We start from the raw sequence: 12,410 nt of genomic DNA on the forward strand, positions 1-12,410 counted from the left end.
ATGACCTTCGAAATGGGGGCGCTACTGAGCCCAAGGTCAGCTTGGTAGTGCTGACCGTACATTCGGACGGCGGAGGTCGACGGCTGCTTACGCTGCAGAGCAGGCACTCGCCCGGTCCGCAGGACCATTCTCACCTCACCTGAAGGTGCTACTCAACACGAACTCATAACGCTCCGGCCGCACATAAAAGTGCGAATGGTCGCAACATGCGCCAGAGCCGAAGTAAGAGGTGCGGCGCATCACCAGCAAAGCCTCGCCGACCGGAATCTTCAGCGCCGTGGCCATCCGTTCATCGGCGGCCTGGGCGCGAATGGCGATGTCGGCGCGAGTGGGTCCTTCCCCCATCTTGTCTTGCAGCAAGCTGTAGGCAGGGCGCCGTTCCACCTCGCTCCAATCATAGGTGTGAAGCTTGTACGGCAGGTAGCTCTCTCCTAGCGCGACGGGTTCGCCATCCACCAAGTGCAGCCGCTGCAGTAACAAGCCTTTGACCGCAGGCGCGAAGCGCTGCCGCACCTCCTCCGGCAACACCACGACCCTCTTGTCCAGCAATTGCATCGTGGCTTGGAGTCCTTGCAGTTTGAGCGACTCGTGGAAGCTGCGCAGCGTGTCCAGGCCGTGGCGCACCTGACGGCCTGCGGCATAGCTGCCCTTGCCCTGCTTGCGAACCACCGCGCCCTCCTGAACCAGCTTGTCCAGCGCAAGGCGCACGGTCACGCGACTCACACCAAAGCGATCGCCGATCTCCGCTTCAGAGGGAAGACGACCCGTGGGCTCATACAGGCCCGCCTCCATCTCTTCCATCAGGCGGGTGGCAATTTGTTCGTACAGCGATGTGGCGTTCTCTCGCGAAAGCGGTGTGCGAGGCCGTGGGGCAGCAGATTTGCTCATATGTTCATTCGGAATTGGTATAGCGCCAACTTGTATTAGAACGTATTATTTTATGCATCAGGACGCCCGATGTTAGATCCCGGCGCCTGAACTTCACCATGTTGCACACACTATCCCAGCCACCGCGAAACGCTCCACATCATCACGCACCGAGCGTGCGCCCGCCGGCCTCGCTGAGCCTGTCGGACATCGATTTCTCTCATGCTGATGGGCAGCCTGTGTTCCGTGGCTTGAACTTGGCGGCCACACCCGGTGAATTCGTGGCGCTGCTGGGGCCTTCGGGATGCGGCAAGTCGACGCTGCTCAACCTGCTATCGGGCTTCTTGTCGCCCGACCAAGGTTCCGTCCGCGTCAATGCGCACGCTGTCTATCCAGAGATGCCTGAGTTGGGCTATGTGTTTCAGTCTCCCCAACTGTTCCCCTGGCTGAATGCGCTCGACAACGTGCGCTTCGGATTGAAGATGGCAGGCACGCTGTCTCCGCAGGACCAGATCACCAAGGCCTTGCATTACCTCCAACTGGTCGGTCTGAAAGACGCCGCACACAAGTGGCCGCATCAGTTGTCCGGTGGCATGCGCCAACGGGTCTCGCTGGCACGGGCCCTGGCCCCAGAGCCCGCATTGCTGCTGGCTGACGAGCCTTTCGCCGCACTGGATGCCATGAGTCGCCGCCACATGAACGAAGAACTGCTGCGTCTGTGTTCTGAACTGGGGCAGACCGTGGTGTTCGTCACCCACGACATCGACGAGGCGGTTTTCCTGGCCGACCGTGTCGTCGTCCTGGGCCGCGCGCCCCATGGCATTGACAGCGAGGTTTGCATCGATTTGCCACGCCCCAGGCGTGTGCTGCAGACCAGCCGTCTCCCCCGCTTTCTAGAGTACCGCGATCAGTTGCTTGATCGCATTGACCACGTCACCAAGAGCCACGCATGACATACCGTCGCCAAACCCTTTTGACCCTCGCGCTCGCCGGGGTCTCCATGTTCCAGGCAGTGCCCGCGCTGGCCCAGGTCAAGCCCTTGCGCGTCGGCTGGGTGTTTGCCATGGCCAATGCGCCGGCGGTCATCGCCGAGCAAAAGCGCTTCTTCGCGGAAGAGGGCTTGAGCGTGGAGCTCAAATCGTTCGGCGATGGGCCCGTGCTCCAGCAGGCCCTGGCTGCTGGCGAGCTGGACGTGGCCTACGTGGGCGCGCCGCCCGTCTACCAATGGTTCTCGCGAGGCCTGGATGCGCGCATCCTGGCCAAGGTGAACTTTGGCCAGGCAGCGGTCATCAGTTCTTCGGCGGGCCCCATCAAGGCAGTCGCTGACCTGCGGGGCAAGCGCCTGGCTTCAGTGGCCAAGGGCAGCGGCATGGACGTGTTGCTGCGCGGCTTCGTGCTCAAGGAACAGGCGAAGCTGGATCCCGACAAGGACCTCAGCATCCTGCCCATGCCGCCAGCCAACATGAACGCGGCCCTGGATCGGAATGTGGCCGACGCTGCCTTTTTGTGGGAGCCCTTCGTGTCGCAAGCCCTTTTGCGGGGCAACAGCCGCCTGGTGATGGACCTGAACCAGGCGCTGCCGCAGTACCCCTGGTACGTCGTGATGGCGCCCACGGCCACCCTCAAGGAGCGTGGCGGCGACGTGGTCAAGCTGCTTCGCGCGCACCATAAAGCGATCGCCTTCCTCAAGCAGCAGCCCGCCGAAAGCAATCAGATCATCGCTCAGGCCTTCAAGCTTGAAGCGGTGCAAGCGCCTGACGGCAAGACGATTGCGCCGGAATCGGTCGTGCAAGAGGCGCGCAAGCGCCTGGGCTGGTCCGACCAGTTGGAAGCCTCGGATCTGCGTTTCATTCAGCGCCTGATGGACTACTCGCTGACGCTGGGCTTCATCTCGCAGCCATTGAAGGTTGAGCAAGTGGTGGATCAAAGTTATTGGGTGAAGGCCAATGCCGGGCTGGCGAGATGAGCGTGTTGGCGTTCACCAAGCCCGCCACACCACGCAGGGTCTTGGCGTGGGCCTCACTGCCCTTGATCCTCCTGGTCTGGATGCTGTTGGCGACCAGGATGCCCTCCTACGTGCTGCCGCAGCCCTGGGAGGTGCTTCGCGAAGGTGTTCGTTGGTGGCAGGACGGCAGCCTTCCAAAGAACCTCGGCGCCAGCTTGCTGCGTGAACTGGCGGGCTTCGGCCTGGCGGCGGTGATGGCATTGGCCTTGGGCACCGCCATGGGTTTGTCGGCTGGGCTTCGGGTGTTCATGGGCCCCGTCAACAGCCTGTTCATGTCGATCCCGCCCATTGCATGGACGCCGCTGATCATCCTCTTTCTGGGGCTCGGCGATGCCTCCATGCTGGCCGTGATCGTGATGGCCGCGGTGTTTCCCATGGCCATCACCATCCAGGAGGGCGTGCAATCCATCCAGGGCGGCGAGGTGCGCGCGGCACGCACGCTGGGCGCCTCGCGTCAGCAGCTCTTGCGCCACGTCTACCTGCCCGCCTGCTTGCCTTTCATCACCGCGGCCCTGCGCATTGGCTTCAGCCAGGCCTGGCGTGCGCTGGTGGCTGCCGAGATGATCGGTGCCTCCAAGGGCATCGGGTGGATGGTGTCCACCGGTGGGCAGATCGGCAACAGCAGCCAGGTGCTGCTGGGCATCTCTTTGATCGGAATGATCGCCTGGCTGACAGAAAGCCTGATCTTCAGGCGCTTGGAATCTCGCTACAGCTACTGGCGCGGCCAGTGAACCTTTGCTTCAAAAACCCATGAACAACGCATTCGATCCCCGCAGCGAGGCTGGCGACTACACCGCGCCTCAAGGACTCTATGAGCAGAACAAGGGCAATCCCTTCCTGGGTCGATTCACCTGCGAGCGACGGCAATTGGTCGCCGGTGAGTGGACCGAACTGACCCTGGTGTACGAAGTGGGCGCCTCAGGCTTGGCCGACGGGGCCTGGCTCAAGCTGGCCTTCAAGTTCTACTCAGACTGGGCCTTGTTCCAAACCTCAGAACCCTCTGCCGCCAACTTCGTGTCGGCTGAATACCAGGCAGGCCCGCTGGTGCCCGGCCAGAGCCCTGCCACGGTGCAACACCTCAAGGTGCGGTTCGACCAAAAGGGGCACGAGCGCCCCTTCCAGAAGGCCGTGCTGATCGACATCGTGGATGGCTACCTCAACCCCGGAGACCGCATCACCATCCGCCTGGGTGATCGCCGTCATGGCGGTGCTGGCACCCGCGTGCAGAGCTTCGTCGAGAAAGATTTCCGCTTCCGCATGTTCATCGACCCCTTGGGCAGCTCCAAGTTCGCGGAGGTGCCGGGCGATTGTCTGCTGGACATCGTCCCCGGCCCGCCAGCCACGCTCAAAGTGATCGCGCCGCGCTTGGTAGGTCTGAATGAATCATTCGACGCCATCGTGCGATTGGACGATGCTTGGGGCAACACCTGCCAGGACACGCCCCTCGCAGGAACACTGATGCTCCACGGGCCAGAAGAGCCGCCACAGACGCAGCCGTTTGCCCTGTCAAGTCAAGGCTGGGCCGTGGCACGCGTGCCGGGGTACCGCTTGCCCACGCCAGGCGAATGGCGTCTGGCGTGTGAGGTGCCACATCCGCTGTTGAGCCTCAAGGCCGAGGCCCATGTCAATGCGTCCGAGCTGTCGGCGCTGCGCCCCCTGTACGCGGACCTGCATGTCCACTCCGATGACACCATCGGCACCAACGACACGCTCTACAACCTCAGCTACGGCCGTGATGTGGCCGGCCTGGATGTATTGGGCTACACGGCCAACGATTTCAACATCACCGAGGCGCGCTGGAACAAGGCGGTGGAGTTGATCCATTCACTCAACGAGCCTGGCCGCTTCGTCTGCTACCCCGGTACCGAATGGTGTGGCAACTCGGCGGCAGGCGGCGACCGCAACATCGTGTTTCTGGGGGAGGGCAAACCGCGTTTCCCGTTCGATGAGCAGGGGCGCCTGATGCGCAGCTTCGAGTGGAACGAGTTCACGCAAGGCACCATCCGTCCCGGCACCTGGCCTGTGGATGATTTGTACGCCGCCTACGCGGACGCCCCCGAGAGTCACCTGATGATTCCCCACGTGGGCGGCAGGCGTTGCAATCTTGACTGGCATCACCCTCAGCTTGAACGACTGGTGGAGGTGGGGTCCGCGTGGGGGCAGTTCCATTGGGTCTATGCCGAGGCATTGGCACGCGGCTACCGCGTGGGTGCTGTGGCCAACAGCGATGAGCACCAGGGGCGTTGCGGTGGCGGCGTTCCGGCCACGGCCGTGTTTGGGTCGCGTGGTGGACTCACAGGCGTGCTGGCCGCCCGGTTTGATCGCCAAGGCGTCGGGCAGGCGCTGAGGGCTCGTCGAACCTTTGCGACCACCGGAGAGCGCAGCTTCGCGTCACTTCGCCTGGGCAAGCATTGGATGGGGGAAGTGTGCGAGGCGGATGGCGCCACGCCGCTGTCCTACCATTTGCTGGGCGAAGCGGGATGGGAATCGGTGCGCCTCTTCCGCGGCGACCAATGCATCTGGGAGCGTGACCTGCATCAAGAGCTGGGTTGGTCCGACACCCGCGTGCGCATCCGTGTGGGTGGCGCACGAATCAAAGACCGCTATCGCGGCGCCTATTGGGATGGCAGCATCGAGGTGCTGGGGACCACCATCCGCGCCGTGGACACGCATGGATTCGACCATCCCGAGCAGACCACCTGGCGCGAGAACACCACGACGATGCGCTTCAAAACCGCCACCCATGGCGACACCGACAGCATCGAACTCACCCTGGGAGCCCTGCGGGACGCGCGCATCAAGGTGAAGGCGCGCATTGATGGCTACGTCAAGGTGGGCAGCCCGCTCAAGCGCCAGCCATTCGTGCACGCGCCCGAAGTTGAGGTCAGCATCAGTGGCGCGGAGCTGCTGGCTGGTGGCAAATTTCAGGAAGAGTTATCGGGAACTGAACTGATCCTGCACATCGAACCCATCACCGAACAACCGTTGCCGCGCGAATTGGCAGGCGAAGTGAACCTCGTCGGCTTGGGGCTGGCGCCCGACTTGGAGCATCCCTTGTTCATCACGGCCCGCCAACGCGATCAATCGCGGGTGTGGACGTCGGCGATGTTCGTGACGGCTGAGCATCGCTGATTTGCAAGGAGCCTGATTGGTCCGTCGCTTCCGCTGGCGGAGCCCTTCATAATCAAGTGGCTTGCTTCAACCGCTCAATGCGCTGCGCCATGGGCGGGTGGGTCGAGAACAGCGCCATCACCCCTCCGGTACGGGCGCTGATGCCCATGGACTGCATGGCCTTGGGCATCTCGCCCGGGTCCAGCCCGCCCAAGCGGGCGAGCGCGTCCATCATCGGCTGCTTGCGGCCCATGAGCCGTGCCGCGCCTGCGTCGGCGCGGAACTCCCGCTGCCGCGAAAACCAGGCCACGATCAGCGCGGCCACCACGCCCAGCAAGACATCCATCACGATGGTGGTGACGTAATAGCCCATGCCCGGCCCGTCGTTTTGGTTGCGCAGCACAACCTTGTCCACGAAGTAGCCGATCACGCGCGACAAGAAGACCACGAAGGTGTTCATCACGCCCTGGATCAACGCCATCGTGACCATGTCGCCATTGGCCACGTGGGCCACCTCATGGCCGATGACGGCTTCAACCTCGTCTCGCGTCAGCGACGTCAGCAGCCCGGTCGACACGGCCACCAGGGCCGAGTTCTTGAAGGCACCGGTGGCGAATGCGTTGGGCGGCCCTTCGTAGATGCCGACCTCGGGCATCTTCACGCCCGCCTGGTTCGCGAAGCGTTCGACGGTGCTCACCAACCAGGCATGCGTTGGGTCGGGCGATCCGTTGATCACTTGCAGCCTGGTGGTCCACTTGGCCATGGGCTTGCTGATCAACAGCGAGATGAATGCACCGCCAAAACCCATCACCAACGCAAAGCCCAGCAGGCTGGTCAGGCTGAGCCCGTTGGCCGTCAGGAACTGGTTGAGGCCGAGCAGGTTCACCGCCAGCCCGAGGACGAGCATCACACCCAGGTTGGTCAGCAAGAACAATGCAATGCGTTTCATCAGCGGTTTCCTATCCTTCATTCAGCCGGGCGATCGAAACATCTCGCGGTGCAGGCCCCATTGCTCCACCGCGGCGGTCAACACGATCGATTCGCCATCGTCCACTTGCCCGTCGGCCTCGGCGACGTCGATGCACAGGCGCAGCAACCTGCGCCGCAGGGCTGGATCCTCGATCTCGCCCATGAACCCGGCGAGCGTGGCGTCATCCACCGGACACTTGTCGGCCCAGCGCAATTGTTCGCTCGACAAGAGGTCTTCGCAAAGGCTGTCAAGGACGGCCTGGAAGCTCTGGCGGTCAAGCCCCAGTTGTTCGTGAACGGCTAGGCGGTCCAGCAGGTCGAGCTCGTCCTGGCCGATCTCTCGGTCTGCCAGGACGGTCAGCGCGACGATGCGCGCGGCGGCCTGGGGGCTGTTGCAGGGATAGGTGCGCATGTGGTCTTCTCCAGGATGGGGGGGTGACGTCAATCGAAGATGTCACTCAGCCACGACCTCCTGCGGCTGGTGTTCCGAGGTCGGTCCGCCCAGTCCGAGTCGACGAAGCCGGGCTCGCGCCCCTTGCTGGATCGGTCGAGTCTGGCTGGCGCCGCTGTGGCAGAGCGCTCGATCAGCTTGTCGAGTTCACCTCGATCGAGCCAAACCCCCCGGCACGCGGGGCAATAGTCGATCTCGACACCTTGGCGATCGGTCATCACCAATGCGGTTTCGGGGCAAGTTGGGCACTTCATGGCTTTCTCCTTGACACCGTCATTCATCCGGCCTGCTCTTCGCCAGCGCTCAGTGCGATGGCGCGTTGGCGGGGCCGCTTGTTGTCAGTCCCGCGCCGCCACTGGCGCGTCAAAAACCGCGCGGCGCGCGATAAGGCCTTGTCCAAGGCCGTCCGCCAGTCGCGGTCCACCGACGAGACCACGATGTTGCCGGCGATGTCGCTCTTGATCTCGATCTGGCAGCGCTTGTCGATGCCGCCGCGCGGGCCATTGACATCGGACAGTTGCACGGTGGCTTTCGGTATCAGCCACTCGATGCGGCGAAACACGAAGCGCATGCGGCGTTGGACCAAGTCCCGAAGTTCGTGGGCTTGGGGATCGCGCGACTTGAACAAGACCTGCATCAGAAACTCTCCATCGGTGAAGGGACAGACCGAAGGTAGGGCGCGAAGCCGCTTTGAAAAAGCAGCAAATCAGTGAGGCCAACATCGGAAAATCCGATGCATTCAAAGTCATCAAGTCCGCACGGCGGCCAGCATCTGCGTCACCAAGGGGTGGTGCTGCCCTCGGCGCGACCAGATGGCGTGGACCTCGTCCGACACGTCTTCGCAGCGGCCGAGCAGCCGCAATCCGCGCATCATCGCCATGCCCGAGGCGCCAAACCGGCTCACCGGAAATACGCCGAGCCCACGCGCCGCAAACACCGCCAGCATGGCGCTGTCTTCAAACTCACCCACGATCCGCGGACGCAGGCCCTGGGTTTCGAACCAACGATCAAGTCTGAACCGCAGCGCCGAGTGGCCGGTGGGCAAGAGCATGGGCAGCCGGTCCAGCGATTGAGGGAACCCTGCGACCGCGGCCGTGCGCACGATCGCCGTGGGGCCATACCACTCGATCGGTGACTGGACCACGCGCTCACTGCTGAGCCGCAGGTTCGGGTTGTTGGGCGCGGCCTGTCCGGCCAGCACCACGTCCAGTTGGTGCAAGGCCAGTTCGGCCAGCAATTGCTCGAACTCCCCCTCGTGGCACAGCAAGCGCAGCGAGGGCGTGGCCAGGATCGGTTCGAGCAAGGCGTGCGCGGCCAGCTTGGAGATCCCGTCCGAGAAGCCCACCGCCAGGCGTGCCAGCTTGCCGCTGGCCGCCTCGCGCACTTCATTCGGGATCGCCTGCGCGATCTGGAAGGCCTCTTCGGCCCGCGCGAAAGCCGCTTGACCCGCCTCGGTGAGCGCCACGCCCCGCCCGGCGGGCTTGAGCAGTTGGTGTCCCAGGTTCTTCTCCAGTTCGCGCACCTGGGCGCTGATGGTCTGCACGGCCATGTCGAGCCGTTCCGCCGCCCGGGCGAAACCGCCTTCTTTGGTGACGACCCAGAAGTAGTACAGGTGGCGGAAATTCAACATGGAGGGCTCACTTCGAAAAAACCGAACCAGGACTCACTCTAGCGCTGATTCCTTCGAGCCGAGAGACCACGGAACATCAGCCATCTTTCAGCACGCCTAAGCCCATGGACACCCTCTTTCAACTCCTCGCGGTCGACATTCTGGACAAGCCGGCATGGGTCTGGCTGGTCTTCTTTGGCGTTGTCGCCACATTGCTGGCTTTCGACCTGGGCGTGCTGCACAAGGACGACCACGCGATCGGCGTGCGCGAGAGCCTGTTCCTCTCTGCGGGCTACATCAGCGTCGCGCTCACGTTCGGGGCCTGGGTCTGGTGGTACCTGGGCGCCCAGAGCGGCATGGATTACTACACGGGCTTCATGATCGAGAAGTCGCTGTCGATGGACAACGTCTTCGTCATCGCGCTCATCTTCACGTTCTTCGGGATCCCGCGGCAGTACCAGCATCGGGTGCTGTTCTGGGGCATCCTGGGCGTGATCGTGTTGCGCGCGCTGATGATCGGGCTGGGCGCCACGCTGGTCAGCGAGTTCAGCTGGGTGCTGTACCTGTTCGGCGCCTTCCTGGTGTTCACGGGCATCAAGATGTGGCTGATGGCCGACCACGTGCCCGACATCGCCAACAACCCGGTGCTGAAGTTCCTCAAGAAGCACATGCGCGTGACCGAGCAGCTGCATGGCAATGCATTCTGGGTGCGGCAACCGGATCCCGCGACAGGCCAGCTGGCGCGCACCGCGACGCCGCTGCTCCTGGCCCTGGTCATGATCGAGTTGGTCGACCTGGTATTCGCGGTCGATTCCGTGCCGGCCATCTTCGCGATCACGACCGACCCGTTCATCGTCTACACCAGCAACATCTTCGCGATCCTGGGCCTGCGGGCTTTGTACTTCGCACTGGCGGCGATGATCCACCGCTTCAAGTACCTCAAGTACGCGCTGGCGCTCGTGCTCGTGTTCATCGGCACGAAGATCTTCCTGGTGGGCTTCATCGGCAAGTTCCCGCCCGCCATCTCTTTGGCGGTCACCTTCGGGCTGATCGCCGGTGGCGTGCTGGTGTCGATGTGGAAGACGCGCGGGCCGTTACAGTGGCGGCATGAACACCATCAGTGATTGGTTGAGCCGCCACGTGGGCATCGATGCCTGGGTGGCCTCCTTGATCGCCATCGCCATTCTCACCCTGGTGCTGAATCAGCTGGCACAAGTGCTGCTGCGCCAGGCCGCGCGGTGGACGGCAAACACAGCCACCACCTGGGATGAAGCCGTGGTCAGTACCGCCCGCCGGCCCATCCTGGTGGCCATGTGGGTGGTGGGCTTGAGCTTCATGGCGCGCGTGCTGCAGCGTCATGTTGAAGAGCCTTTCCTGGCCGAGGTGCAGACACTGCGCGATGTGGCGCTGATCGCCTGTGGGGTGTGGTTCCTGTTGCGCTTCATTGGCAAAGCCAGTCGCCATGTCATTGCCGCCCGCCTGGCGCGTGGTGAAGAGGTGGATGGCACCACGATTGACGCTCTGGGCAAGCTGGCGCGCCTGATCACCCTGGTGGTGGCCGTGCTCATGATGGCGCAAACGCTGGGCTTCCACATCACCGGGCTCTTGGCCCTGGGTGGCGTGGGTGGCATCGCGGTGGGCTTTGCGGCCAAGGACATCCTGGCCAACTTCTTCGGTGGCCTGACCATCTACCTGGACCGCCCCTTCAGCGTGGGCGACTGGATCCGCTCGCCCGACAAGAGCATCGAAGGCACGGTGGAGTACATCAGCTGGCGCCACACCCGCGTGCGTGCTTTCAACAAGAACCCGATCTACGTGCCCAACTCGTTGTTCACCAACATCGTGGTGGAAAACCCCTCGCGCATGAGCCACCGGCGCATCAAGGAGACCATCGGCCTGCGCTATGACGACATCAACCTCGTGGCGCCCATCGTGGCCGACATCCGGGCCATGCTGGCTGCGCACCCGGACATCGACGCCACGCAGACCCTGATCGTCAATTTCACCCAGTTCGGGCCGTCTTCGCTGGATGTGATGGTTTATGCCTTCACCAAAACCGTGGTCTGGGTGGCTTACCAGGAAGTCAAGCAAGACGTGCTGTTGAAGATCGGGAAGATCGTGGCGCAGCACGGTGCCGAGATCGCCTTTCCCACGCAGACGCTGCATTTTCCCCAGCCTTGATCGGCGCTCCGCACTCCCTTGGGGTGGCACACATGTTGCTGGTATACAAGCTGGTACATCAACGGTGCATCAAGCCGGTGCAAGGAGAAAACGCATGTCGCTGGATCATTGGAATCGTCGTTCCTGGCTCAAGACGGTGGGTGCCACCGGAGCTGGAGTGGCCATGGCGGGCTGGTCTGACCTGGTGCTGGCGCAAAAGCCCATCACCATCGGCATGATCTATGTGGGCCCCAAGGACGACTTTGGCTACAACCAGTCGCACTACGAAGCGGCCTCCGAGATCAAGAAGATGCCTGGCATCAAGATCGTGGGCGAAGAGAATGTGCCCGAGACCCAGGCCGTGCAAAAGACCATGCAGGGCATGATCTCGCAAGACGGCGCCACGCTGCTCTTCCCCACCTCCTTCGGTTACTTCAACCCCCACATCCTCGACGTCGCCAAGAAGAACCCCGACGTGCGCTTCGCCCACTGCGGCGGCATGTGGGACGCGGCCAAGCACCCCAAGAACGTGGGCAGCTTCTTCGGCTACATCGACGAAGCCCAATACCTGAACGGCGTGATCGCCGGCCACGCCACCAAGTCCAAGAAGATCGGTTTCGTGGCGGCCAAGCCCATCCCCCAAGTGCTGCGCAACATCAACGCCTTCACGCTGGGCGCGCGCTCGGTGCACCCCGATATCACCTGCTCGGTCATCTTCACGGGTGACTGGTCCATGCCGGTGAAAGAGGCCGAGGCCACCAACAGCCTGGCCGACCAGGGCGTGGACGTGTTCACCATGCACGTCGATGGCCCCAAAGTCATCGTCGAAACGGCCGCCAAGCGCGGCAAGTTCGTGTGCGGTTACCACGCCTCGCAAGCCAAGCTGGCGCCACAGGCCTACTTGACGGGCGCCGAGTGGAACTGGGTCACGCCTTACAAGCAGATCGTCGATGCCGCGCGCACCGGCAAGCCGCATCCCAACTTCCTGCGCGGTGGTTTGAAGGAAGCCTTTGTGAAGACCTCGCCTTACGGCCCTGCTGTGAGCGAAGGCGCGCGCAAGAACGCCGACGCCATCAAGGCCCTGATGCTGAAGGACGAGTTCGAGATCTTCAAGGGCGAGATCAAGGACAACACTGGCAAGGTCGTGGTGCCCAAGGGCACGACCATCAAGCAGATCGACCCGGTGCTGGAAGGCATGAACTACCTGGTCGAAGGCGTCATCGGCAAGGTCTGACCGG

At 63.0% G+C, this 12,410-nt stretch carries 13 protein-coding genes; 7 read left to right on the forward strand and 6 right to left on the reverse strand.

All coding sequences use genetic code 11. The annotated features are described in order from the left end of the window. Nucleotides 1-135: 135 nt before the first annotated feature. Entirely contained in the window at nucleotides 136-888 is a 753-nt protein-coding gene (locus LQ232_RS00535; RefSeq protein ID WP_230177428.1) for a GntR family transcriptional regulator, read from the reverse strand. 155 nt (nucleotides 889-1,043) lie between these two features. Between LQ232_RS00535 and LQ232_RS00540 the strand changes: the two genes are divergently transcribed. The 4 genes from LQ232_RS00540 to LQ232_RS00555 are packed head-to-tail and all read left to right on the forward strand — an operon-like array spanning nucleotide 1,044 to nucleotide 6,004. Beyond that, nucleotides 1,044-1,820, forward strand: coding sequence for an ABC transporter ATP-binding protein (locus LQ232_RS00540; RefSeq protein ID WP_230177430.1), 777 nt, complete (start codon nucleotides 1,044-1,046; stop codon nucleotides 1,818-1,820). Further along, nucleotides 1,817-2,833, forward strand: coding sequence for an ABC transporter substrate-binding protein (locus LQ232_RS00545; protein ID WP_230177433.1), 1,017 nt, complete (start codon nucleotides 1,817-1,819; stop codon nucleotides 2,831-2,833). Before LQ232_RS00540 ends, LQ232_RS00545 begins: the two co-directional genes overlap by 4 nt. Beyond that, nucleotides 2,830-3,603: an ABC transporter permease gene (locus LQ232_RS00550; protein ID WP_230177441.1), complete on the forward strand. Its 774-nt coding sequence runs from the start codon at nucleotides 2,830-2,832 to the stop codon at nucleotides 3,601-3,603. Before LQ232_RS00545 ends, LQ232_RS00550 begins: the two co-directional genes overlap by 4 nt. Before the next feature lie 19 nt (nucleotides 3,604-3,622). After that, the gene (locus tag LQ232_RS00555; protein WP_230177447.1) at nucleotides 3,623-6,004 is read left to right on the forward strand and encodes a hypothetical protein; all 2,382 of its coding nucleotides are present in this window, start codon (nucleotides 3,623-3,625) and stop codon (nucleotides 6,002-6,004) included. Between the two features lie 52 nt (nucleotides 6,005-6,056). On the opposite strand, the gene htpX is transcribed toward LQ232_RS00555, so the two are convergent. From htpX to LQ232_RS00580, 5 genes are all read right to left on the reverse strand, one after another. Then, complete coding sequence (gene htpX, locus LQ232_RS00560) at nucleotides 6,057-6,932, reverse strand: protease HtpX (RefSeq protein WP_230177448.1); 876 nt, start codon at nucleotides 6,930-6,932, stop codon at nucleotides 6,057-6,059. A 21-nt stretch (nucleotides 6,933-6,953) separates the two neighbouring features. After that, nucleotides 6,954-7,364 carry a TerB family tellurite resistance protein gene (locus LQ232_RS00565; protein WP_230177449.1) on the reverse strand — a complete coding sequence of 137 codons (411 nt, stop codon included), beginning with the start codon at nucleotides 7,362-7,364 and terminating at the stop codon, nucleotides 6,954-6,956. Nucleotides 7,365-7,393: 29 nt separating this feature from the next. Beyond that, nucleotides 7,394-7,657 carry a zf-TFIIB domain-containing protein gene (locus tag LQ232_RS00570; RefSeq protein ID WP_230177450.1) on the reverse strand — a complete coding sequence of 88 codons (264 nt, stop codon included), beginning with the start codon at nucleotides 7,655-7,657 and terminating at the stop codon, nucleotides 7,394-7,396. A gap of 23 nt (nucleotides 7,658-7,680) precedes the next feature. Next, nucleotides 7,681-8,040, reverse strand: a complete 360-nt coding sequence (locus LQ232_RS00575) for an HPF/RaiA family ribosome-associated protein (RefSeq protein ID WP_230177457.1) — start codon at nucleotides 8,038-8,040, stop codon at nucleotides 7,681-7,683. Between the two features lie 111 nt (nucleotides 8,041-8,151). Beyond that, nucleotides 8,152-9,033, reverse strand: coding sequence for a LysR family transcriptional regulator (locus LQ232_RS00580; protein ID WP_230177459.1), 882 nt, complete (start codon nucleotides 9,031-9,033; stop codon nucleotides 8,152-8,154). A 104-nt stretch (nucleotides 9,034-9,137) separates the two neighbouring features. Here LQ232_RS00580 and LQ232_RS00585 point away from each other — a divergent pair, with 104 nt between their 5' ends. The 3 genes from LQ232_RS00585 to LQ232_RS00595 all read left to right on the forward strand — a co-directional run bounded on the left by LQ232_RS00585 (nucleotide 9,138) and on the right by LQ232_RS00595 (nucleotide 12,406). Then, nucleotides 9,138-10,136 (forward strand): TerC family protein, encoded by a 999-nt coding sequence (locus tag LQ232_RS00585; RefSeq protein ID WP_230177462.1) that lies wholly within the window; start codon nucleotides 9,138-9,140, stop codon nucleotides 10,134-10,136. After that, nucleotides 10,120-11,193, forward strand: coding sequence for a mechanosensitive ion channel family protein (locus LQ232_RS00590; protein ID WP_230177465.1), 1,074 nt, complete (start codon nucleotides 10,120-10,122; stop codon nucleotides 11,191-11,193). The genes LQ232_RS00585 and LQ232_RS00590 overlap by 17 nt, the downstream gene beginning before the upstream one ends. 94 nt (nucleotides 11,194-11,287) lie before the next feature. Then, a complete protein-coding gene (locus tag LQ232_RS00595; protein WP_230177466.1) occupies nucleotides 11,288-12,406 on the forward strand; it encodes a BMP family ABC transporter substrate-binding protein in 1,119 nt (372 codons plus the stop codon). The last annotated feature ends 4 nt before the right edge of the window (nucleotides 12,407-12,410 follow it).

This window comes from Aquabacterium sp. CECT 9606 (genome assembly GCF_918741295.1).
In the GTDB taxonomy this organism is placed as follows: domain Bacteria; phylum Pseudomonadota; class Gammaproteobacteria; order Burkholderiales; family Burkholderiaceae_C; genus Aquabacterium.

Excerpts from the sequence above, each read along its gene's own strand:
- LQ232_RS00575 (WP_230177457.1), bottom strand. The coding sequence starts at position 8,040 with ATGCAGGTCTTGTTCAAGTCGCGCGATCCCCAAGCCCACGAACTTCGG.
- htpX (WP_230177448.1), bottom strand. The coding sequence starts at position 6,932 with ATGAAACGCATTGCATTGTTCTTGCTGACCAACCTGGGTGTGATGCTC.
- LQ232_RS00590 (WP_230177465.1), top strand. The coding sequence starts at position 10,120 with ATGAACACCATCAGTGATTGGTTGAGCCGCCACGTGGGCATCGATGCC.
- LQ232_RS00565 (WP_230177449.1), bottom strand. The coding sequence starts at position 7,364 with ATGCGCACCTATCCCTGCAACAGCCCCCAGGCCGCCGCGCGCATCGTC.
- LQ232_RS00555 (WP_230177447.1), top strand. The coding sequence starts at position 3,623 with ATGAACAACGCATTCGATCCCCGCAGCGAGGCTGGCGACTACACCGCG.
- LQ232_RS00595 (WP_230177466.1), top strand. The coding sequence starts at position 11,288 with ATGTCGCTGGATCATTGGAATCGTCGTTCCTGGCTCAAGACGGTGGGT.
- LQ232_RS00535 (WP_230177428.1), bottom strand. The coding sequence starts at position 888 with ATGAGCAAATCTGCTGCCCCACGGCCTCGCACACCGCTTTCGCGAGAG.
- LQ232_RS00580 (WP_230177459.1), bottom strand. The coding sequence starts at position 9,033 with ATGTTGAATTTCCGCCACCTGTACTACTTCTGGGTCGTCACCAAAGAA.
- LQ232_RS00570 (WP_230177450.1), bottom strand. The coding sequence starts at position 7,657 with ATGAAGTGCCCAACTTGCCCCGAAACCGCATTGGTGATGACCGATCGC.
- LQ232_RS00585 (WP_230177462.1), top strand. The coding sequence starts at position 9,138 with ATGGACACCCTCTTTCAACTCCTCGCGGTCGACATTCTGGACAAGCCG.
- LQ232_RS00545 (WP_230177433.1), top strand. The coding sequence starts at position 1,817 with ATGACATACCGTCGCCAAACCCTTTTGACCCTCGCGCTCGCCGGGGTC.
- LQ232_RS00550 (WP_230177441.1), top strand. The coding sequence starts at position 2,830 with ATGAGCGTGTTGGCGTTCACCAAGCCCGCCACACCACGCAGGGTCTTG.